A 21,443-nucleotide genomic window follows, 5' to 3' on the forward strand; every position below is an offset into this window, starting at 1 on the left:
GATTGAAAAATACGGGCGTAGGTCATCGTCGTAGTCCGTGAATGTCGTTACGGCGAGTGTATACGTATTACGCAAATCAAATCCAGTAACCGGTGAATTTGCCTGCTTTACGGTCCGAGATAGCGATGCGTTTGCCGTGGTTTTTAAACACCTTCGGCATGCTGGCGCAGTTTGGCGGCTTTTGGCAATAACGCATTTGTGCCGGTACAAACGTACTGGGTCGGCATGATCGATGCGATGCCAACTTCGCAAGCTTCAGAGCCTTGCGCACAAGTGAATTAGAGTCGCGCGCAAGCTTATTTGCCTTGCGGGCAAGGTTTTTTTCGTTGCGCGCTAGCCAAATAAGCGTGTGGTTGGAGTTTAATGCCTTGCGCTCAAGGCTTTTAGGCTTACGCCCATAGAAAATTGCCTTGCCCGCAAAGTCATATACCTTGCGGGCAAGGCTTGGAACCTTGCGAGTGGTGCGAATAAGCTTGCGGGGGTAGCGGCAAAGCTTGCGAGCCTTGCCTTTATCTATTCCGCTATGGGCTGGAGCTTGGTTGGTGTGCCGGAAGGCCGAGCCGGGCGGCTGACCTACTTATCTTGTTTAGCCGACAGGCTGGCCGGCTTAGGTTTTTGGCTTGGCGCCGCGGTTAAATCGAACCGACACGGCCTGCCGCAGCGTTTCCAATCCCGCGCCTTTACCGGCGATTTTCAACGAAGCGTAAGCATCCAGACTAAAACTATAAATATCGCTGCCCAGCGCCATGTCGGTATCTTCGGCTCTGCTCAATAAATCGCGCAGCCGATGCAGGCGAGGGCGGAGTCTATCGAGCGTCGCCAGATCGGCTTCCGCCGAGGCGGTATCCAGATCGGGCGGAATGGCCGACGTATTTTGGCTGGACACCGTCAGCGTCTGACGGCAGAACGCTTCGGTTTTATCGCCCATCTTGGGGATGGCGCGACGTTCTTCCGGGGTTAAGACCAGAAAGCCGGCGAAGCGGTCTTCCAATGTCTTCAGGGCGGCATCTATATCGCTCAAATCATTATCGGAAAGGCTTAAAGAAATCAGATGTTGGTTCATGTCGGGCTCCTTTGGGCATAGCTGATACGGCGGACGATGGGGCAGTGCGCAGATGAAAAGCGTAGGCTAAATTCAGAAACACGCGCTACATTGTTTACTAGAGCGCTAACAGGCGTTGGATGGCATCCGAGTGCCAAGCGCTGGCTGGCAACCGGCGTTCTTTGTTACAGAGCCTGCGATTGTTGAAATCGGACGGCGGTAGCCGACTAAAATGGGTTGATAGACTATTGAGAGGCCGCCGATCGGCGAAGCTCGGCCATGCCATCCAACCAAGGCCATTGCACCGCCAGCACGTCGCGATACAAAAACAGAATGGCCGACAAAGCCTGATTTTGCGTGGAACTGGAGACATGCCGCTTGGTTGCCAGATAGGTCAAGAACCGTTCGACTTCGGCCGCGCCCATCTTCGTCGGATGACGCTTGGCGTTAAACAAAATAAATTGCTTAATCCAGGACACGTAGGTATCCTCGGTACTCAGGCCGTAGTGCTTGAAACGAATTTTATCGCGTACCTGATCCAGTCGTTTTTTTGGCGGTGCCGATGTCGTATTTGTTTCCATAACGTGTCCCGTTTGCCCGAGCGAATTCTTTCACAAACAATAACTTGCCATCATGAAAAAAGGATTGTACGACATTATGCCCTGGATTATGGGACAAGCGATGTCGTATACATTACGTTGGGCGTCATGCCATGTATGAACTAACCGGCACGGACAAGATTTGGAATCGCGCATGTCAAGGTGGAGGGGAATCTCCTCGCCCCGGCGACACTGCTTTGGCTGGGTTGCTGCTCTTTCACGGCCCGACCATGAATGGCGGAGTCCTTCACGCAGTCGAATGCCTTTCCGCAGAGCAACTCGTTGCCGCCCAAGCCGGTTACATGTACTTGGGCTTTGGAGGTATCGCCGACATTATTGGCGCTGCTCAAAAGGCTATTCGCCAAGGCGATGACTTGGAGCCTCTTGAGGCTGAGTTCGATCAACGCTATTGGGCTCTGGTCCCAGACGATGGGGTGTTGGTTGAGAGCTTCGAGCGGCGCCAACAGCAACACCCGCTGGATTATTCACCGATTGTCGAATAACTAAATGCCCTCGTTTGCTGAAATCACGCCCAATCGGGTAAGGGCGAGTATCTCTCCCGCCCTCCCCACACCACCTAGCATGCGGGTCCGCTACTCAAGCGGTTGAAACAGGGTAATGAAAACGTACCCACTGGTCTTTGATCGACACCAAGCCCTGCGCTTTTAACCACTCGTTGTTCATCGCCATTTGCGTGATCGGTGTCCGCGACATGGCGTAAGGCCCTTTCGAGCTGACGCCGGTTTTAATCGCTTCCTTTAAGCTGACGCCCAGACTGACCAGATGGCTAATCTTGGTGCGCGGCCACCGCCACTGTTTGATCGCCAAGGATGGCGTGAATGCAGATATTGCAGGAGCATATATCTGTCCAGTAGCAGCAGCGCATGCGCCGCCTTAGCCACTCATCCAATTCAGGGATTGGCCGGTAATATTCCGATAACGCAAAGTAGTTCATCCTGCCCACGATATAGCGGCGCAATTCGCGGTAGCGGTAAGCCAGGCTGACGCTCCACGAACGTCCCGTGAGTTGTTTGATGCGATGTTTGAAGCGGTGTAGCGCTTTGTCGCTCCAGACGATTTTGTTGCCTCGGAAGCAAAACCCGAGAAACTCCAATTCGTTGCTGGTACAGATACGGCTTTTGTTGAGATTGACATGCAGCTTCAACCGTTGCTCCAGAAAGCGTGTGACGTTGGCTTGCACCCGCTGCGCCGCCCGCAGGCTACGCACGCAGATGACAAAGTCGTCGGCGTAACGGGCAAACCGATGGCCGCACTGGTGCAGGTAAACGTCCAACTCGTGCAACACGATATTAGCCAGCAACGGCGATAGCGGACCGCCTTGGGGAACGCCCTTAGTGGTCGCTTGCCATTGGCCGTTTTCGATAACGCCGGCGCGCAAATAACGACCGATCAGTTGCAGCACCCGCTTGTCGCTAATGCGTTTACTGAGAAGTCACATCAACACGTCGTGACTGACGTTGTCGAAGAAGGCGGCCAAATCGATGTCCACCACCATCCGGTATTTCGCCCGGATATAGTCGCGCACTTGCCGGATGGCTTGGTGGGCGTTACGTCCGGGACGGAAGCCGTAGCTGTTGTGGCTGAACTCGCGTTCGAAGTGCGGCGCGAGTTGTTGCGCGATGGCTTGCTGGATGACACGGTCGGTGATTGTGGGAATGCCCAAAGGCCGTTTATCGCCGTTGGGTTTGGGTATCCACACCCGCCGGACCGGGTCCGGTTGGTAGTCACCGCTCATCAATTGCGTCTTGATGGTCGGCCAGTGTTGTTGCGCCCAGGCGGGAAAATCCGCCACGGCAATCGCATCAACCCCAGCCGCGCCCTTGTTCGCCTTCACGCGCTTCCAGGCACGTTGCAGGTTGTCGCGGGCGACGATGGTTTCCAGTAGTGGTTGTTCCAAGGCGTGCACGGTTGTCATACGCCGGTAGTCACTTCCCGCAGGTCGCGGGCTCCGTCAATACCGAGTTTGGCAAGGCGCTGCCTTGTCCTGTTTCTTTGGTCCTTCGCGCTGACGGCACTCCCGCCGCCAAGACTACTATGACCGCTGCTGACTTCTGAAACGTCACACATCGCATTGCTACGATACGCGCTGCTCTTGACGAGCCGCTGGCGCCTCAGATATCCCCAGATAAGAACATGAACTGTCACGACACCACCGCCGGATTTACTGTACAGCGCGAATTCGTGGCCTTCGTTGTCCTGTGCCAACTCGGCCCTGCTGCTCAGCCTTATATCCGATTTCTGTTCGTCGGCTCGTCGTTTTGCACTTAGGCTTCCTTCAGACAATCCCTCACGGTCTTGCCTTTGCCATCGGCTAGTCGTTATGATCGCTAACATGATTAACGTTGAATTCTCCGACAGGGGACTTACACCCCATAAGTTCATGCCCATGCTGGGCGTACACCCATCAATCCACCGGACGCTGCGCGATGAAGTCGCGCAACGCCGGTGATTTCAAACGTTAGGCACTCAAATCACATGGGCATATCCGCCGGAAAACTAATCCTCGTCGCAACATGGATCTCGATTGTCTTCGGCTATTTGTATTTCCTACAGAAGGTTTACGATAACCCCCAATTCAAGAGCTTCCATCTTTTTGTCTTTCTAGCGATCGCCGGCAACTTGGCATACGACGGACTGAAGGCGCTGCTCAGATACGACCCTCTTCACCCGAGCAACACCTGGAAAATTGTCCGGTTTGTTGCCGGCTTTGTTGCATCGTTGGCTGGGTCGGTGGCATCTTTGCTAATCGGCGCAGAGTTGGTCGTTTACGGTTGTCTCAGCAACTCAGCCGGACAAATCGTTGCGGGCCTTGGCTTTCTCATCTGCATTGCTTTCGGTATGTGGTTGCTCGCCCAAGCCGAAACCTATTTCAAGGTGTCAAATCGTGCCTAATCCTGCGGTCAACACGGACCTCGCGCGAAAAGCCGCGCGAGGCCGGTTACCTTCACGTTGGGCGTCTCTGACCGCCAAGGATGATCGATGACTGGACTCGATCTGTTTCCATGCTTCTGGTTGTCTCTGCAGTAATGCTCGGCATATTGGTTCCCAGAGGACCAATAGAGACAAGAAACTTCTCTCACATTCCGCCGTTGGTTCTCGGCACCTTCAACTCATTCCTTACGCTCGGCTCATTCCGGTTCATCGGAATTTAATCCTTCGTTCAGTTTCAATTTAACTCGCTTGTTGTAGGGTTTTATAGGTTTCGGTCAATTCGGTTGGTGAAACCGCCATGCAAGCGTCGTCTGGCAAGATTGCATTTCTCGCCGGGTTGACGCTGGCATTGTCGCCGGATTTGAGTTCGCTAACGATATCGGGGTACCGCGCGGAGTTTCGAGTTCGATTAGGAAGATATGTGCATCGCCGACGTTAGCGATACCGTAACCGAGCCGGTTAATCGGGCGGAGAACGGACCGAAAGTCGCTGTCTAGGTCCGGTTTTAAAGATCAAGAGACTCGTTTAAGAGTCCATCATTTGTCACTTAGGCTTCGCGGCCGGAGGTCACCATGGGTATTCGTTACGTTAGTTTGAATGTGTTGCTGATGCTGATCGGCTGTGTGCTGGCCGGGCGCGTGAGCGCATTGGACATTTCGTCGGCCGCGTTAAGCTTGAGCGCAGGGCAATCGAGCGCGGTTTCGATTGACGAGCGGCGCGGCAAAGTGACGGTTAAATCGAGCAATGCTTCGGTTGCCAGCGCCAAATATGGCGATGAGCGCGTCAACATTAAAGCGCGCAAGGCGGGCAACGCGACGATTACCGTCAAGGACGGCAACGGCGCGCAATCGATAGCCGTCACGGTATCCGCCGCGCCGGTATTGACCATATCGCCCAGCGAGCTGGAAATTGGAGTCGGCGACACCGCGACGATCAACGTCGCCAATCCGAACGGGAAGGTGAGCGTCAAGTCGTCCAAGGCCGCTGTCGCCAGCGCGGTTTACGGTAACGCTGTCGTCACGGTTAAAGGCTTGAAGACCGGCGACACTACGGTAACCGTCAAGGATGCCAAATCCAATAAAAAGGCCAAGATTAAGGTGGTGTCGCGGTCTAGCAGTTCGTTAAGCGTCAGTCCCGGCAATATCTCGCTGAATGTCGGTGCCACCGCCAATATCACGGTCGGCAATGCCAGCGGTAACGTCAGTGCTGTAACCGGGGATGCTTCGGTCGCCGGCGTTAGTTACAGCAACGGTATCGCGGTGGTGACCGGGGTGAAGGCCGGCGCCACCACGATCACGATTCGGGATAGCAAGACCGAGAAATCGGTCGCGGTGACCGTATTGAATGCCACGGTCTCCGGCGAGTATTCGCTGATGGCCTGGAACGATTTGGGCATGCACTGCATGGACGGCACCGACTTCTCGGTGTTTTCCATCCTGCCGCCTTACAATACGCTCCATGCGCAACTCAAGAATAAAAGCGGCAAGCTGGTGAGCACCAATGTCACGCTGACCTACGAAGCGGTTGCCGATACGAGTGGTTCGATCAATACCAGCAGTGCCGACAAAACCAACTTTTGGTCATGGGTGGACGACTTGTTCGGCCTAAGTCCGGCGGAGAATGTGGGTGTGAACCTGGACGGCCTGGCTAGCGGCATGCCGATGGCGGGTAATAAAACGCCTTCGTTGACGCCAGCGCCGATGACCTACAACGCCGCCTACGCTTGGTTCGAGGCCGAAGGTATTCCGGTGACGCCGTTCGACGATGCCGGAAATAAAAACTTTTATCCGACCGTCAAGGTGGTTGCCAAGGATACCGCAAGCGGCACGATTCTGGCCACGACGACGACGACGTTGCCGGTCAGCGACGAAATGACTTGCAAGGGATGCCATGCATCCACCGATGCCAACGATCCGGCGCGTAGTAATGCCAAACCGGCCGGCGGCTGGGTTTTCGACAACGACGCCGAAAAAGACTGGAAACGCAATATTCTGAAGTTACACGACGATCGGCATAAAGCCGGCGCGGCGTTTCAAGCCGCCGCCGCTAGTGTCGGTTACTCCGCCAGCGGCTTGTTGCCTCAAGTGGACGATAATCACAAACCGGTGTTGTGCGTCGCTTGTCATGCCAGTAACGCCTATTTCGACAAGGAAAACAAAGTCAGCGTGATGGGCGGAATTGCAGGTATCGCGCCATTTACCCAAGCTCTGCATCTTAAGCATGCCGGCGATTCGGTACTCGATCCGATCAGTCAAACGCCGCTGAACAGCATCGCGAATCGCGAATCCTGCTATCAATGCCACCCCGGTTCGAAAACCCAATGTCTACGTGGCGCGATGGGTAAAGCCGTCGACAGCAGCGGCAATTCGCTGATGAGCTGCCAAAGTTGCCACGGCGATTTGAAAGCGGTGGGCAGCAGCGCTCGACAAGGTTGGTTCGAGGAGCCTACCTGCGAGTCTTGCCACAACAGTGCCGCGACAGGTAGACGGGCCACGACCGGCGTTGACGCCAACGGCAAGGTCATCGTGCCGGCCGACCACACGTTTGCGACGAATGCCAATACGCCGGTGCCGGGTTTGAATCTGTATCGGTTCAGCAAGGGTCACGGCGGCTTGCAGTGCGAGGCATGCCACGGTGCCACGCATGCCGAGTACCCGTCCAGTCACGCCGACGAAAATCTGCAAAGCATCGCCTTGCAAGGCCATGCCGGTCCGATTGCCGAGTGCAGCGCATGTCATACCACGGTGCCGAATACGGCGAACGGCGGTCCACACGGTATGCACACCACCGGCAATGCCTGGGTCCATCAGCACGAAGATGCCGGCAAAAGCGGTTGCAGCTATTGTCACGGTACGACGAGCGCCGGGACGCCGCTGAGCGAAGTCAAGGTGGCGAAAACCATTAACGCGGGCGAGTTCGGCACTAAAAATTGGCCGGCCGGGTATCGGGTTAGTTGCTACAGCTGTCACAACGGTCCTAATCCCTAGGGCGCTACTGGCGTCGCGGAGGCCGGCCGGGATGACGGCCGGCCTCAATAGTATTGACTACGGCATCCGGTAGCACCAATGCCAAGGTTCGTAGATATATCCGTAGCGATTGCCGCGCGGGAACGACAGCGTGAATCCAAATCGGCCGGCGTGCTTGGACAGCCAGGCGAAGGCGGCGGTGTTTTCGAAGTCTTCGTCCAGGCCGGGGCAGCCGGGCGTGCCAACGTCTACCGCGCAGCCGCTATGGTGCTCGCTATAACCGGGTGGGGCCAATATTTTAAGAACGACTTCCAGCGTCCGACTTTGCGCTAACTGGCGGCGGATCAGTTGCGCTTGAAAATCCAGCCCTCGAAAGCCGGATAGCAATCTTAGTTCCACGCCATCATCGGTCGCGGCCGTTTGCAGGATCGTCCAGGCCGCGGCGGCCTCCGGGCCTAATTGAAACGGCTTGGCGGCGCCAGGCGACATCACATCCACCAAGCGCTCCGGTTCTCGCCACAACTGCAGCCCGCGCGCGTCGGGCAAGTCAGCGGGAATGCCCAGCTCTAAAAAAATCGCCCTAACACGGCTGATGTAGGAGTCGGTCGAGTCGTCTTCCATGTTCGATAGTTGCCGGGATTTAGCCTAAATGTTGAGTCGGTATAGTGCTTGGGCTGGGGCTGGGGCGCGGCCTTGATGGCTGGTCGAGGTAACCGTAGCCGATAATTCCTTGAACGGATACCCCCAAATCTCCCCTCCGGTTTGCGATCGAGCTTGCCCAACCCGAACAGCAATGGGCCGAAAATACTCATCGGACTGCCATGTTTATTGGTATGGCGCGCTACCGACGTATATCTGGCCGGTAGCTGTGCCGTTAAAATCAGACCTCCGCGCCGTTCAACCAGGTGTCGTGCTTGTTGCATACGCTGAGTGCGTAGAGCGCGCCGCTGTAGCCTTCCAGCGGAAAGGTCGAAACCGGTACTGTGTCCTTGGCCGGATCCAGCATATGTTCGGCGAGGAATTTAAAGTTTTTGTCGAGCAGTATGTGTTTGACGATGTAGTGCTCGTAGCCTTTCATTTCGTGCGGTGTGGTGACTTTAACCAGCGTTTTGCCGCCATCCTTGCTGATCTCGATGACCGGCAGGTGGGTAGCGGCTTTGCCGGCCCAACGACCTTGCGACTCTTGGGTATAGAACAGCTCGCCCTGCGGCGTGGGTAGTTTGGTTTCGGCGTGACCTAGCGCGGGGACGGCGAGGCCGGCGACCGAAGCGGCGGTACTCAGTTTTAGAAAATCGCGACGTTCCATAGTGGGCTTCCTGTGTGAGTGGCTGAGTGAAATGTCGGTGAGAACCGACGGAGATACAACGATAATCGATAAACTCGAAGCGGTAAAACGGATTTAGTCTGCCGCGACTGATTCGCCGCGCAAGCGACCGTACGACCAGTAGGCCGCGCATGCGCCTTCCGACGACACCATGCACGACCCCATCGGGTTCTCGGGCGTGCAGACGGTGCCGAGCAGTTTGCAATCTTGCGGTTTTTTGGCGCCGCGCAGGATCGCCGGGCATTCGCAGCCTTTGACGTCGCTGGCGCGAATTTCCGGTATCGGATAGCGTCGTTCGGCGTCGAATTCGCCGAATTCGGCGCGGATTTGCAAGGCGCTGTCGGCGATCAATCCCAGGCCGCGCCATTCGAAGGTCGAGCGCGGCTCGAACACTTCGGCGCTCAAGGTTTGCGCCTTGAGGTTCCCTTCGCGGCTGACGGCTCGGCTATATTCGTTTTCGACGGCGTGCCGGCCGGCGTTGAGTTGGCGGACCAGCATCAGCGCCGATTGCATCACGTCCAGTGGCTCGAAGCCGGCGATCACAATCGGTTTATCGTATTGCTCGGCAAAGACCTCGTAAGGCCGGCTACCGATCACGCTACTGACGTGCGAAGGGCCGAGAAAGGCATCGATCGCTACCGGCTGCGGCGCGTCCAAAATCGCCCGCATCGCCGCCGGCGTCAGCACGTGGTTACAGAACACCGAGAAATTGGCTAGGCCCTCGGCCCGCGCTTGTTGGATCGCGACCGCGGTCGGCGGCGTGGTGGTCTCGAAGCCGATCGCAAAAAACACCACCGGCCGGCGCGGATTCTCCCGAGCGATTCGCAACGCATCTTGCGTCGAATACACCATCCGGATATCGCCGCCGGCGGCTTTGGCTTTCAGCAGGCTGTTACGGCCGCTGGCCGGCACGCGCATTAAGTCGGCGTAGGTGCAAAGGATGACATCGTGTTGTTCGACCAACTGAATGGCGTTATCGATACGGCCGGTTGGCAGTACGCAAACCGGGCAACCCGGACCGTGCACGAACTCGACGTTGGCGGGCATCAAATCTTGAACGCCGTAACGAAAAATGGCGTGGGTGTGGCCTCCGCAAAATTCCATCAATCGGTAATGCCGCCCTGGATCGACGGTTGCGGCAATCGCACCGGCCAATTGCTTGGCCAAGTCTTGTTGGCGGAATTCGTCGATGTATTTCATGACGCGGTCAGACCAGCCTCGGCAAATAATGCCAATGTTTTCAGAGCCTCGGCTTCGTCGATTTTGTTTAGCGCATAGCCTACATGCACCAGGACGTAGTCTCCGACCGCGACGTCATCGACCAAGGCCAGCGACACTTCCACTTTGACGCCGTCCACGGATGCCGTTGCCATCTGTTGATCGGATTGGATTTCTATGATCTGGGCGGGTAGAGCTAGGCACATGGTGAGTTTGAACGACAGACTAGTTAAAAAAATATAGCCGGCTAGAGCGGCTATTTGCAACGGGTATTTTGCCGACAATCGCCGGATTTAGCGAGAAACGCGATATAAGAATTCATTGAGTTTTTGGCCGTAAGGGTTTGTGTTGGCGCGAGCTACTGGCAAAAAGTTCCGTACTTTCATCTGATTTTAATCTTGAAAGTGAATTAATACCTTGATATTGCGACTCATATCACACTATGATCGGTCAACAACAATAATTCACCAAATCCGGATCCACTATGCGTGCTTTGATTTTGCTAATCATGGCCTTATTCGCGGGAGAAAGTTATTCCGAGACTGAAATTGCCGGCGCCGAATGCGAAGAGGCACGGGCGGCTCGCTTAGTTTCGTTGCAAGGGTCGGTTTCGGTCGAGTTCAATCACCGATGGCGCGCCGCCGTATTGGACGAGCGCCTGTGCGAGGGTAGTCGGGTCAAGGTCGAGGCGAATAGCCGTGTTTCTCTACAACTCCCCAATGATGAAATCTTACGCCTGGATAAAGAGACGGTTCTGTCCTTAAACGGTATCAGTCAGGATCAACCGACGGTATTGGATTTGGTGAAAGGCTTTGTCCATTTTCTGAGTCGTACGCCCAAACGACTGACCGTGACCACGCCGATTGCCAATGCCGGTCCGGAAGGCACCGAGTTCGCGTTGCGTGTCGACGACACCCAAGCCGCGCTCTGGGTTTACGAGGGCGGCGTCCGCTTCTTTAACGCTCAAGGCAGCGTCAGTTTACAGCCGGGTCAAAGCGCGGAAGCCGGCCTGGGCCAGGCACCTCGCGCGGTCATCGACTTGCGGCCCGCCGACGCGGTCAGCTGGGCGCTCTATTACCCGCCGCTGGTCTCGGCCAATCCGTCGTCGCTGTCTCCGTCATTGCAGTCCGCGTTGCTGGATTATCGGCAAGGCCGCATCGACGCCGCCTTAAAAAACCTGGACGCGTTGCCGGAGACTCGGGACAGTTTGAAAATTAGGGCGGCGTTGCGCCTGATCGTCGGCCGGGTTGAGGCGGCCAAGCAGGATGTCGCGGCGCTATTGGCCGCCGATCCGGACGACGCCGATGCGCTGGCCTTGCAATCGGTGGCCGCGTTGACCCTGAATGCCAAGGACGATGCATTGACACTGGCTCGGCGCGCGGTGGCTGCAAGTCCGCAATCCGTGCCGGCCCAGAGCGCGTTGTCTTATGCGGAACAGAGCCGCTTCGAGCTGAGCAACGCCTTGCAAGCCGCCGCGCGCGCCACCGAATTGGCGCCGGACGATGCGTTGGCGTGGGCGCGCCGCGCCGAACTGGAAATGGCCAATGGCTTGACCGACGCCAGTCTGGTTTCGGCGCAAAAGGCGTCCGCGCTGGACCCGAACCTGGAGCGCACTCAAAGCGTGATCGGTTTTGCCGAACTGGCGCGCGTTAACATCGATGCCGCTAGGCAGCACTTCGAAACCGCCGTGAAGTTGGATTCGACGTCGCCATTGGCCCGCCTGGGGCTGGGCTTGGCGAAGATTCGAGCCGGCGAACTGGAAGAGGGCCGCGCGGACCTGGAGATCGCCGCGACGCTGGACCCCGGCAATTCGCTGATCCGCAGCTATCTCGGCAAAGCCTATTACGAAGAACGCCGCGATCCGCTGGCCCGCGATCAGTTCGACTTGGCTAAACAGCGCGATCCCAAAGACCCCACGCCTTACTTCTACGACGCGATTCGCAAGCAAACCACCAATCGTCCGGTAGAAGCCTTGCACGACATGCAGCAAGCGATTGAGCTGAATGACAATCGGGCGGTGTATAGGTCGGAGTTGCAGTTGGACCAGGATTCAGCGGCGCGAACGGCAAATATGGCAAGGATCTACAACGATTTGGGGTTTGGTAGGGTAGCTCTGAAAGAGGCTTGGAAGTCGCTAGGACGCGATGCCACGAATCCGTCAGCGCATCGGTTTTTATCTGATACCTATCGCGAACCTCGCTTTCGAGTTGCTCGAGCCAGCGAATTGTTACAAGCCCAGTTACTGCAACCCATCAACATTACCCCGGTACAGCCGCAATTGACCGATGAAAACATCGGTTTTTTGAATAACACCGGGTCGGGGTCTATATCGAACAATGAATACGATCCTCTATATACCTCAAATGGGGCTCATTTAGTCCTTAACGGTGCATACGGCAGTAGAAACACCAAATCCGATACGGCGGTGGTATCGGGTGTTTACGATCATTTGTCGATGAGTTTCGGGCAATTCCATTATCAGACCGATGGATTCAGGGAAAATGACGATTATCGGCAAGATGTATATGACGTCTTTGCCCAATACGCTTTAACCGAGCGATTTAATATCCAGTTAGAGCTGAAGAGCGAAGACATTCGTTCTGGCGATGTGCCGTTGCGATTAGACGGTTATCATGCCCAAAATCTAAGGCAAGCGATTGAGCAAGATACGGCCAGAGTGGGCGCGCATTATAAAATTGATAACAAGCAAGACCTCGTATTCTCGTCTTTTTACACCACGAGAAACGATGTCTCGACTGATTTTGCCTTTGTGCAGGGTGCCACGCCGTCGACCAGCTTTAACAAGTCAACTTTCGTGGGTTCCGAGAACAACAATTTTCAGACCGAGTTTCAATATCTATACAATACGCAAAAGCTCGATATTCTGTCAGGTGTCGGCTATTTGGCTTCGCAGTCCGATGATCTGATTAAAAGTTTATCAAGGCGCGCGGTGTTCCCTTTTGATGTAAGACGAAATAAAAGGTTTACCTATTTTATTCCTGGGCAGAGTGCCGAAAGTTATTTTAATTGGTACGGCTATTCGAAGCAGCGGCTTTTACCAGGTGTATTGTCCACGCTTGGTCTGAGTTTGGACTTATATAGGGACACGCATGTTGAGCTGCATCAGCTAAACCCGAAGCTCGGTTTGACGTGGGAGCCAATCAACGACTTGCTATTGCGAGGAGCATTTTTTAGAACGCTCAAAAGACCTCTCGCCGCAAATCAAACTATCGAACCTACCCAGGTTGCTGGCTTTAATCAATTCTACGATGGTATTAATGGAAGCTCGGCGTGGCAATATTCGGTTGGATTGGATTACAAGTTCAACCGTTTTATATATGCCGGTGGAGAGGCGATCTGGCGGGATATTTCGCAAATTCAGTCGTCATTTTCAAGCAATGTTTTTACTCGGCAAAATCGAGACGAGCAATCGTATATAGCTTACGTGTATGCCACGCCCACGGATATGCTTTCGTTAAAAGCGGAATATCGATATTTGCGTTTTGATTCAAGTTTTATTGTCAACCAAAGCGCCTCTTCGGATCCAAGTGCTGTTGCCACTCATCAGGTACCGATTTCTTTAAACATTTATCATCCTAACGGTATATACGGCCGTTTTACCGCCACTTGGGTAAACCAGCAAGTGAATTATGTGACCGATCTTGACATCGCGCCGGCAGGCACATCGCCGATTACTAAGAAGTATGAGGATTTTTGGACATTTGATGCATCGGTCGGATTTAGAATGCCGAAACGCCTTGGAACGGTAAGTTTCGAAGTAAGAAACCTATTCGATAACAGGTTCGGATTTCAGAGTGAGTTCGATGCCAGTGGTCCTCAGCTCAGCACCTTTATCCCCGAACGGCAAATGTTTGCTAAATTGACACTATTTTATTGATTTTAACTGAGATGGAATGGAGAGTAATAATGAAAAATAGATATTTAATGTTTGGAGCTTTTCTTGTCGTTAGCCTTGTTTCGCTAGCTTCGTGCTCGATGAGCGAGAGGATTGCTAGCCTGACTAAGAAAAATGTGCCGATGGCAAGCGGCGTCGATTTTAAATCCAACCGCTTTGTGGTAGTAAATTCCTTGGACGGTAAGGAAGTAGCCTCTTGTGGAGATAGTGAAATACCTTCAGGTCGCGACGTTTACAAGAATAATGAAAGCGGTAAAGGTGACAGTTGCGGTGTTAAAATCATCCAAGTCGATGACGCTGTATTAAACGCATTGAAAGTTACCGCACCAGTTGAAGGGCGCATATCAAAAGACGGAAAAGAAGTAAATGCTAAGTTTTTCGTATCGGTTTTAGCAATCTACGAAGGTTCCGTGTGTACTGTTTATTACAATAACGGAAAAAAATATAAAGTATGCGTTCCTGAAGACTCAGCAGAGTGGTAGGCGTATTTATCTCTGATTGGTACACGATTTTTCGTTTACTGCTATTTAGGAGGTGGTTAGTTTGTAACGAGAAAGTGTTGTACTTTTACAAATGCGATTTTTAATTTTCTCGATTTTATCGTTTGGCATAGCGGTAGCTATTAATTTTTGCTTTGGTAAATTTACGTATATTGGTGATGGTTATTTTTATCGGATAAGAGGAAACGTGCCGCTTAGTTCGAAGTTGCTCGTGGTTGCCATGGACGAAACCTCCGAAGCTGAGCTAGGCGTCGGCAATGATTTAACTCGCTGGCGCCGCTACCACGCCGGATTGATTCGGGAGTTGCATCGCCAGGGCGCGGCGTTGGTTGTGTTTGATTTGCAGTTCATTCGTCCCGATCCCGAGGTCGATTCCGACCTCGCGGACGCGATGCGAGAAGCCGGCAATATTCTTGCCAGCGACTGCATACAGATGTTTCGGCGGGGGAGCGAGGACTTTTTCGGGCGGGAAGAGTGCTCCGAAAGCAATAAGGATTCGGCCCTTTCAAAAACCGGCGGCGCGGGTGGTGAGTTGGCGGAGCCACTCGTGGCGCTAAGAAGAATTTCCGCCAATCCAAGGTTGGAGCCCGCGCTTCTAGGTCACGCCCCGTTTGTGTTGGCCAACGATGCCGAAGACGCGACGATACGAGAAACGTGGTTGTATCTGGACGGTTTGGGGGAAATGCCAAGTTTGCCGGTCGTGGCGTGGGCGGCGTATCTGGATCGGATGCAAGGGTTCGAACAGTCCAAACCTTGGGACGCTTCTTACATGGATTGGCTCGCCGAGCTACGCCGAACCTGTTTGGCGGCGAACGGTGACCGCGCCAGCCAGAAAGTCGATCAGCGGCTAGCCGGCATAGTTTGCGGCGACGAATCTAGGTTCATCAATTTTTACGGGCCGCCGCAAACCTTGCGGATGGAGTCCTACAGTCAGGTATTACAAGGCAAGGTGAGAGACTTGCGCGACAAAGTGGTCTTTGTCGGCAAAGCCAATCGGCAATACGCGGCCGGCAAGACCGATTTCTTTCAAACCCCATTGACCGATGCCCGTACCGGTAAGATGGCCGGCGTGGAGATCATGGCGACGGTGTTTGCCAATTTGCTGGAAGACCGCTTTATCCGAACGCCGCTGCCTCACGGCGCGGTCTATGCCGGATTCGCTCTGATGTTGGCATTGTTGCTGTCAGTCTTACCCGCTTGGACGGGCTATGCGGCTACCGCGTTGTTTGCTGTGAGTTACATACTGACGGCGGTTTGGTTGTTCGCTCGTCACGCCGTTTGGTTGCCTGTGATTACGCCTTTGTTTGTGATGCTGCCGACAGCATGGTTGACCAGTTTGGTCATGGCGCGCCGCGAGTTGTTGATTGAGCGACGGCGCATGCTGGCCTTTGTGCGTCGCGTTTTTCCGCAGTGGGCCGGCGCGTTGCCGCTGGCCGAGCCGGGTAGCCGAAAGGTCGCTTCCGCAACTACGACTCACCGAGAAGTCCGCGGCGTATGCCTGGCAACCGACATCGAAGGCTATACCGCGCTCGCGGCGGGTCGTAGCGCGGAACAGATGTGGGAGTTATTGAACGCCTATTACCAAGTGCTCGGTCGTCCGGTCGGCGCGCGCGGCGGCGCGGTCGCGGACGTGACGGGCGATTCGATGATGGCGGTTTGGTTCGAGTTATCCGAATCCGAACGGCACACCGCCGCGTGTCTGGCCGCGCTGGACATGCAGGCGGCGGTCACGCAATTTAATCAGACCTCGGGGCTGGAGCCCATTCGTACCCGAATCGGCTTGTACGTCGGTGAAATGATCCTGGGCGGACTGGAAAGCGGTCAGGTGAATCATTACCGAGCGATAGGCGATACCGTGAACACTGCATCGCGTATTCAGGGGATCAACAAATTCTTGGGTACTCAAATACTCGCGTGTCGGGAATTGGTCGATACCACTGCCATCGCTTACCGGGCGGTTGGGCGGTTTCGGGTGGTTGGGCGTGCCGAACCGGTCGATCTGGCGGAGATCGTGGCCCCCGAAATGGGACCGATTGATGGCGGTTTCGCGGTCGCGCTTTCGGCGTTTCAGCGAGGAGACTGGCAAGTGGCGATCGATGGATTTCAATCCATCCTTAAAGGTGCCGCCGATGGTCCGGCGAATTTCTATTTGGCGCTGGCCCAAGGCTATCAGAATCAACCACCGATCGATTGGGATGGCGTTGTTACCCTGGATGCTAAGTAAGAGATTGCTTTCATCGTTAACGAAACCGGTACGCAATCTTCCGCTCATAGTCCTTTTTCTCCCTGTTTGGCGGCACGATCTAAAACGCTAGGCCGATCTGAAGTGCCTGCTGTAGTTTGCTCCGCTTGGCGCCCAGCACCGTCAAAAGCCATGCTGGGCCGCTAGTTTGCGTAAACCTTTTCCTCTCGTTCCGATTTAAAGCCCAAATCCGGAATCTCTAGTTCATCTCGTCCTTCCGTTTTGATTAGTCATCAGTGTATTGAAAGGGCTTGTCGTCACCGTATCGTGGTGAGTAGGGCATATCCCCTGATCTATCGTTAAATAACACAGTTAAATTATTTTGCGGTTGGGCAATCACAGCAAATACGCGGGTTTCCGAAAAGGCGCGGTATTTGCTTTATAGCAAGAATGCTAAGTCTTAATTGCCGTAAAAATTCGTCGTGCCACAGGCGAAATTGGCCGCGCCAGTCTAGCCGGATTAGCGGCGCGGAGGAATTTTTGGGGAAAAACGTCCGGCATGATTGTTTGATTTCGCTGGTTTCGGTCGGCGTGTTCGTAGGGTTTATCGATAACAACGAATTATTTTAATTTCCGTATGTTCCGATTTCCGACCAGTATTCTCGAAAAGCCTTCCGCTCGATTCTCCTCGGGGCGAGCGCCGTCACCCTCCTTCGTGGAGGACTCGCGCCGAGGGACCGTCGCGCCGGTATTCACAACTCCTCGGATTAAAATACCCGGAGCAGGAAAATCCCGAAATCGTGACGTATTGTTCGCAATCGCCGTCACGGTTTCCGGGATTCACTTGCTAGGCGTGAAGTGCTTGTTTGTTCCTGAGCAACGTTCTCCGGAACCTGAGCCGCTGGCCATCCAGGTTTCAACGATTACGATCCCCGCTACTAAACAGACGCCCGTACCGCCGGCTAAACCGCCGCAAGCTTCAAAGCCTCCGCGTAAGCGTGTGCAACCCAAACCGAAATTAATAAAAACCGAACAAGCGCGAGCCGCTGATTTTTCCGAGCTCGAACAATTGTTGAAGCAACAATTGCAGCCTGTAAGCGATGTGTTACCCGCGCCTAATCAACCTGAGAAGCCCGTGTTCGTAAACGAGGCTCAGCCGTATACCGAGGCTTATATGAGCGCGGCGTACGATAAAAATCCTAAGCCAGACTATCCGTCGGTAGCCAGGAGTCGCGGTTGGCAAGGCAGGGTCGTGTTAAAAGTTCTGGTCAGCGAAGCAGGGCAAGTGGAAACGATCGGTATTGAACAAAGCAGCGGTCATGAGACTTTGGACGAAGCTGCACTAGAAGCTGTAAAGAATTGGCAGTTTGTTCCGGCCAAGCGAGGGGAGATCAACGAGGCGTGCTCAGTGCTTGTGCCGATTATTTTTAGTCTTAAAGACCAAGAGAACGCTTAATACAATGGAGGCGACGCTGTGGTCTAGCGTATAAAATCGGTTTTTGGATATTAGCTACAAGAACCGTAGCAAAGCTCTATCGAAAGGAATGGATATAAAACTTCACACCATATTTCACTGAGAAATGATGGTGCCGAGGAGAGGACTTGAACCTCCACAGGGTTACCCCTACTAGCACCTGAAGCTAGCGCGTCTACCAATTTCACCACCTCGGCTTAACTTGGCTGGCAAGTTAAGTGCGCATTATATTGTCAAATTAAGTATCTGTCAACTAATTCCCGTCTATTATATTTTTCGATCAAGTTCCAAGTGGATTCGTTCTGGCTTCAGGATGAATGAGCCACTTCGGGGAAGGCGACAATTCCTATCACGTCATGCTGAAAAGGGGTAATGCCGGGCTAGCCGCAAAAAAACGGCGGACCGAGGTCCGCCATAAGACATCCGTGTCGCTAGGAGGAGATTGCCCGGCGTTTTACATGCGACGAATCCGGATTAGATGTCGATGTTGGCGCCGGAAACCCCTAAAATGAAGCGATAGCTTTCGATGCGGCCGCCGATTTTACGGACGCCTACCGAACGCACGATCAGTATAGTGGGATTTTCCGAAATTGCTTGACGTTAGAACAAGGTTAGCTGCATGAATCTAAACCAACTTGAGTTATTGCGCACGCTGCATGAAACCGGCTTCAATCTGAGCCGGGCGGCGGATAAGATGCACGTGGTGCAATCGGCGGTAAGCAGGCAATTACAATTATTCGAAGCCGAGTTGGGTTCGCCATTATTTGCCCGGCAGGGTAAAAAGTTGATCGGTCTAACGCCGTTGGGCGAGCGCATTATGGCGGAAGTGGATTTGATTAATCAGGCCAAGAAAAATATCCAACTGATTGCCGACGATTTCCTCGACAGCAGTAGCGGCACGCTGCATATAGCAACTACCCATACTCAGGCCAAGTATCTGCTGCCTGGGCCGATTGCCCGGTTTCGCCTCCGTTACCCGGGCATTAAGATTTACATGGTGCAATCGTCACCCGACAATCTGATCGATTTACTCCACCAGCACAAGGCGGATATTGCGATTTGTACCGAAAGACTGGCGGAAGACGACAAATTGGTGGTCAAGCCCTGTTATCACTGGCACCATGTTGCGGTGGTGCCTAAAGGCCATCCGTTGGCCGAAGGCGACATCACCTTGCAACGACTGTCGGCCGAACCTATTTTGACCTATACGCCGGGGTTTACCGGACGGTCGGCGATCGAGAAAGCCTTCGTTGACGCGCATTTGCCGTTGGACATCAACTTGGCCGCGGCCGACTCCGACGTCATCAAGACTTACGTGCGGCTGGGCATGGGAGTCGGTATCATCGCCGGCACGTCCTACGAGCCCGTCAAGGACGCGGATTTGGTGGCTCGCAGTCTGATGGATTTGATCCCGAGTTCGACCACTAAGATTGCGTATTTGCGGCAATTGTATTTGCCGTCGTATTGTCAGTATTTCATAGACGAGTTACTGGCGGAGGCCGCGACCAAATCCGATTGAGGGTGGGTTATAGAGGGTCGGTTATATCTATTAAACTTTGTTAAATAACTCGGATAAGATGAGTGAAATGCCGCATTCCGCGTTAAGAGCATGCGGTTAGAGCGCGGTGTTTTCGACTCAAGGCATTGATTGCGCGGGACTGACAATAAAACGGCATCGAATTTGTTGTTAGGGGCCAACTCTCTTTCCCTGCCGTTTTCGATGACTGATACCCTGGATATTCAGCACTTGATCGTCCGCTACGACGCAGAGCTGCGGCGCGTCATGTTCAGGCGCTGCGGTTGCTGGGACATGGCGGCCGACATCGTTCAAGAAACCTATCAGCGCATGCTGAGCGGCGACCTATGGCGTGCGGCCGACAATCCGCGAGCGCTAATGCATCGGATCGCGGCCAATCTTGCGACCGATTACGAGCGGCGCGATGCGGTGCGCGACCGATACTTGGCTAAATCCGACGAATTACCGGATTGGGTAGCGGAGATCGAAGCGCGCCAGCCGGACCGTCTGTTAGCGGCCCGCCAACGCCTGGGGCGCTTGGCGGCTGCAGTGGAAGGCTTACCACCGAAATGCCGAAGAGTCTTCGAGATGCGAAAATTCGAAGAGTTGAGTCAGGCGGAAATCGCCGAGCGTTTGGGCATTTCGCGTAACATGGTCGAAAAACATCTGCGCAATGCCTTGCTGGCGCTGCAGCAAGTCGATGATGATTAGTGTTCCCGGTGTTGCCGCTTATCGCCTATTGAATTTCGGGTTTTAACCTTTCTAACCATGCCCGCACCCGCCCAAAACTCCGCGACAATTCGTGAACAGGCTGCCGATTGGTGGGCGCGTCTGGATGGCGGAAGCATGGACGAAAACGAGCTTAAGGAATTTCAGCGCTGGTTGAATGCGTCTTTGGAGCATCGTTTGGCCTATAGCGAACTTGAAAATTTGTGGGGCGAACTGGATGGTTTGGCAAAGGTTGAGACGTCGGTGGCGCCGAAGTCGAAACCGCCGGCTAAGCGGGCTCTCGCTCCGCTGATTTTCGGATTGGCGTTGGCCGCAAGCTTGGCGGCGATCTGGCTCAGTCCTTACTTACAACTCTGGAACGCCGATTTGCAGACCGGTCGCGGCGAGATTCGCAGCTTCACGCTCAGTGACGGTTCCACGGTGCATTTGAACAGCGCATCCGCCGTCGATGTTCAAATCGATGAAACGCACCGCGAGTTGCGCTTGCTGCGGGGCGAGGCAGCGTTCGAAGTCAGTCCGGACCGTAACCGGCCGTTTCGAGTATACGCAGCCGGCGGCAGCGTCACCGCGTTGGGCACCGCGTTCAACGTCAAATTGGCCGAGGAGGGCGCCGAAGTCACGGTGACCGAACACCGCGTGCGAGTCGAACTCGGCAACGGCCGACAAACAACTGAGATCGAGGAAGGTTTGGCGGCCAGTTATGACGCTGAGCATGGACTGAGTCAAGCAAAAGCGGCCGACATCGGCGCCGCGACCGCTTGGCGCCGCCACCGATTGGTTTTTCAGAATCGTCCGCTCGACGAAGTCGTCGCCGAACTGGCTCATTATTACCCCGGCGTCTTGCTGATTCAGGACGCCGACCTTCGCCAACGCCGGGTCAACGGTGTGTTTCGGATCGACGATCCACTCGCCGCGATTGCCGCGCTGGAAACCGCGCTGCAATTGCATACTACCCGCTTCGGCGACTATCTGATTTTGCTGCATCGTTAAAAAATTTCCCGACCTCCTGTTTTGGCTGACTAGTG

The 21,443-nt window shown here is 54.4% G+C and carries 17 protein-coding genes, 1 tRNA gene and 2 pseudogenes; 11 read left to right on the forward strand and 9 right to left on the reverse strand.

Annotated elements, in window-relative coordinates:
* Window positions 1-607 precede the first annotated feature (607 nt).
* The gene (locus ACQE3E_RS11185) at window positions 608-1,063 is read right to left on the reverse strand and encodes a hypothetical protein (RefSeq protein ID WP_313727915.1); all 456 of its coding nucleotides are present in this window, start codon (window positions 1,061-1,063) and stop codon (window positions 608-610) included.
* Between the two features lie 224 nt (window positions 1,064-1,287).
* On the reverse strand, window positions 1,288-1,623 hold the full coding sequence (locus ACQE3E_RS11190) for a phage integrase N-terminal SAM-like domain-containing protein (protein ID WP_313727914.1): 336 nt from the start codon (window positions 1,621-1,623) through the stop codon (window positions 1,288-1,290).
* A 131-nt stretch (window positions 1,624-1,754) separates the two neighbouring features.
* Between ACQE3E_RS11190 and ACQE3E_RS11195 the strand changes: the two genes are divergently transcribed.
* A complete protein-coding gene (locus ACQE3E_RS11195) occupies window positions 1,755-2,144 on the forward strand; it encodes a hypothetical protein (RefSeq protein WP_313727913.1) in 390 nt (129 codons plus the stop codon).
* Between the two features lie 284 nt (window positions 2,145-2,428).
* Here ACQE3E_RS11195 and ACQE3E_RS11200 read toward each other — a convergent pair whose 3' ends face one another.
* Both ACQE3E_RS11200 and ltrA read right to left on the reverse strand, forming a co-directional pair.
* Window positions 2,429-2,755 carry a group II intron maturase-specific domain-containing protein gene (locus ACQE3E_RS11200; protein WP_427501649.1) on the reverse strand — a complete coding sequence of 109 codons (327 nt, stop codon included), beginning with the start codon at window positions 2,753-2,755 and terminating at the stop codon, window positions 2,429-2,431.
* Window positions 2,750-3,577, reverse strand: a pseudogene (gene ltrA, locus ACQE3E_RS11205) (group II intron reverse transcriptase/maturase); the annotation flags it as partial. The pseudogene ltrA and the gene ACQE3E_RS11200, both read right to left, overlap by 6 nt.
* 560 nt (window positions 3,578-4,137) lie before the next feature.
* Between ltrA and ACQE3E_RS11210 the strand changes: the two are divergent.
* Both ACQE3E_RS11210 and ACQE3E_RS11215 read left to right on the forward strand, forming a co-directional pair.
* The gene (locus ACQE3E_RS11210; RefSeq protein ID WP_313727912.1) at window positions 4,138-4,554 is read left to right on the forward strand and encodes a hypothetical protein; all 417 of its coding nucleotides are present in this window, start codon (window positions 4,138-4,140) and stop codon (window positions 4,552-4,554) included.
* Between the two features lie 611 nt (window positions 4,555-5,165).
* Complete coding sequence (locus ACQE3E_RS11215; protein ID WP_313727911.1) at window positions 5,166-7,580, forward strand: hypothetical protein; 2,415 nt, start codon at window positions 5,166-5,168, stop codon at window positions 7,578-7,580.
* A gap of 57 nt (window positions 7,581-7,637) precedes the next feature.
* On the opposite strand, the gene ACQE3E_RS11220 is transcribed toward ACQE3E_RS11215, so the two are convergent.
* From ACQE3E_RS11220 to ACQE3E_RS11235, 4 genes are all read right to left on the reverse strand, one after another.
* A complete protein-coding gene (locus tag ACQE3E_RS11220; protein WP_313727910.1) occupies window positions 7,638-8,180 on the reverse strand; it encodes a M15 family metallopeptidase in 543 nt (180 codons plus the stop codon).
* Window positions 8,181-8,439: 259 nt separating this feature from the next.
* A complete protein-coding gene (locus ACQE3E_RS11225) occupies window positions 8,440-8,865 on the reverse strand; it encodes a desulfoferrodoxin family protein (RefSeq protein WP_071159400.1) in 426 nt (141 codons plus the stop codon).
* 93 nt (window positions 8,866-8,958) lie between these two features.
* Window positions 8,959-10,083: a hydrogenase formation protein HypD gene (gene hypD, locus ACQE3E_RS11230; RefSeq protein ID WP_313727909.1), complete on the reverse strand. Its 1,125-nt coding sequence runs from the start codon at window positions 10,081-10,083 to the stop codon at window positions 8,959-8,961.
* Window positions 10,080-10,307, reverse strand: coding sequence for a HypC/HybG/HupF family hydrogenase formation chaperone (locus ACQE3E_RS11235; RefSeq protein ID WP_313727908.1), 228 nt, complete (start codon window positions 10,305-10,307; stop codon window positions 10,080-10,082). The genes hypD and ACQE3E_RS11235 overlap by 4 nt, the downstream gene beginning before the upstream one ends.
* Window positions 10,308-10,609: 302 nt before the next feature.
* On the opposite strand from ACQE3E_RS11235, the pseudogene ACQE3E_RS11240 reads away from it, so the two are divergent.
* The 5 genes and pseudogenes from ACQE3E_RS11240 to ACQE3E_RS11260 form a co-directional block, all read left to right on the forward strand.
* Window positions 10,610-11,041, forward strand: a pseudogene (locus ACQE3E_RS11240) (FecR domain-containing protein); the annotation flags it as partial.
* Between the two features lie 192 nt (window positions 11,042-11,233).
* Window positions 11,234-13,999 carry a tetratricopeptide repeat protein gene (locus ACQE3E_RS11245; RefSeq protein ID WP_427501650.1) on the forward strand — a complete coding sequence of 922 codons (2,766 nt, stop codon included), beginning with the start codon at window positions 11,234-11,236 and terminating at the stop codon, window positions 13,997-13,999.
* 29 nt (window positions 14,000-14,028) lie between these two features.
* Window positions 14,029-14,499: a hypothetical protein gene (locus ACQE3E_RS11250; RefSeq protein ID WP_313727906.1), complete on the forward strand. Its 471-nt coding sequence runs from the start codon at window positions 14,029-14,031 to the stop codon at window positions 14,497-14,499.
* 91 nt (window positions 14,500-14,590) lie between these two features.
* Window positions 14,591-16,741 carry a CHASE2 domain-containing protein gene (locus tag ACQE3E_RS11255; protein ID WP_427501628.1) on the forward strand — a complete coding sequence of 717 codons (2,151 nt, stop codon included), beginning with the start codon at window positions 14,591-14,593 and terminating at the stop codon, window positions 16,739-16,741.
* Between the two features lie 766 nt (window positions 16,742-17,507).
* The gene (locus tag ACQE3E_RS11260; RefSeq protein WP_427501629.1) at window positions 17,508-18,155 is read left to right on the forward strand and encodes a TonB family protein; all 648 of its coding nucleotides are present in this window, start codon (window positions 17,508-17,510) and stop codon (window positions 18,153-18,155) included.
* Window positions 18,156-18,283: 128 nt separating this feature from the next.
* Here ACQE3E_RS11260 and ACQE3E_RS11265 read toward each other — a convergent pair.
* Window positions 18,284-18,370, reverse strand: a tRNA-Leu gene (locus ACQE3E_RS11265).
* Between the two features lie 422 nt (window positions 18,371-18,792).
* Here ACQE3E_RS11265 and ACQE3E_RS11270 point away from each other — a divergent pair.
* From ACQE3E_RS11270 to ACQE3E_RS11280, 3 genes are all read left to right on the forward strand, one after another.
* Window positions 18,793-19,692, forward strand: a complete 900-nt coding sequence (locus tag ACQE3E_RS11270; RefSeq protein WP_064031688.1) for a LysR substrate-binding domain-containing protein — start codon at window positions 18,793-18,795, stop codon at window positions 19,690-19,692.
* A 201-nt stretch (window positions 19,693-19,893) separates the two neighbouring features.
* A complete protein-coding gene (locus tag ACQE3E_RS11275; RefSeq protein WP_313727903.1) occupies window positions 19,894-20,400 on the forward strand; it encodes an RNA polymerase sigma factor in 507 nt (168 codons plus the stop codon).
* 57 nt (window positions 20,401-20,457) lie between these two features.
* Entirely contained in the window at window positions 20,458-21,408 is a 951-nt protein-coding gene (locus ACQE3E_RS11280; RefSeq protein WP_313727902.1) for a FecR family protein, read from the forward strand.
* Window positions 21,409-21,443 lie beyond the last annotated feature (35 nt).

Origin of the sequence: Methylomonas sp. MED-D (genome assembly GCF_050276835.1) — a bacterium.
Lineage (GTDB): Bacteria > Pseudomonadota > Gammaproteobacteria > Methylococcales > Methylomonadaceae > Methylomonas > Methylomonas koyamae_A.

Coding starts and splice junctions, on each gene's coding strand:
- ACQE3E_RS11185 (WP_313727915.1), bottom strand. CDS start 1,063: ATGAACCAACATCTGATTTCTTTAAGCCTTTCCGATAATGATTTGAGC.
- ACQE3E_RS11190 (WP_313727914.1), bottom strand. CDS start 1,623: ATGGAAACAAATACGACATCGGCACCGCCAAAAAAACGACTGGATCAG.
- ACQE3E_RS11195 (WP_313727913.1), top strand. CDS start 1,755: ATGTATGAACTAACCGGCACGGACAAGATTTGGAATCGCGCATGTCAA.
- ACQE3E_RS11210 (WP_313727912.1), top strand. CDS start 4,138: ATGGGCATATCCGCCGGAAAACTAATCCTCGTCGCAACATGGATCTCG.
- ACQE3E_RS11215 (WP_313727911.1), top strand. CDS start 5,166: ATGGGTATTCGTTACGTTAGTTTGAATGTGTTGCTGATGCTGATCGGC.
- ACQE3E_RS11220 (WP_313727910.1), bottom strand. CDS start 8,180: ATGGAAGACGACTCGACCGACTCCTACATCAGCCGTGTTAGGGCGATT.
- ACQE3E_RS11225 (WP_071159400.1), bottom strand. CDS start 8,865: ATGGAACGTCGCGATTTTCTAAAACTGAGTACCGCCGCTTCGGTCGCC.
- hypD (WP_313727909.1), bottom strand. CDS start 10,083: ATGAAATACATCGACGAATTCCGCCAACAAGACTTGGCCAAGCAATTG.
- ACQE3E_RS11235 (WP_313727908.1), bottom strand. CDS start 10,307: ATGTGCCTAGCTCTACCCGCCCAGATCATAGAAATCCAATCCGATCAA.
- ACQE3E_RS11250 (WP_313727906.1), top strand. CDS start 14,029: ATGAAAAATAGATATTTAATGTTTGGAGCTTTTCTTGTCGTTAGCCTT.
- ACQE3E_RS11255 (WP_427501628.1), top strand. CDS start 14,591: ATGCGATTTTTAATTTTCTCGATTTTATCGTTTGGCATAGCGGTAGCT.
- ACQE3E_RS11270 (WP_064031688.1), top strand. CDS start 18,793: ATGAATCTAAACCAACTTGAGTTATTGCGCACGCTGCATGAAACCGGC.
- ACQE3E_RS11275 (WP_313727903.1), top strand. CDS start 19,894: ATGACTGATACCCTGGATATTCAGCACTTGATCGTCCGCTACGACGCA.
- ACQE3E_RS11280 (WP_313727902.1), top strand. CDS start 20,458: ATGCCCGCACCCGCCCAAAACTCCGCGACAATTCGTGAACAGGCTGCC.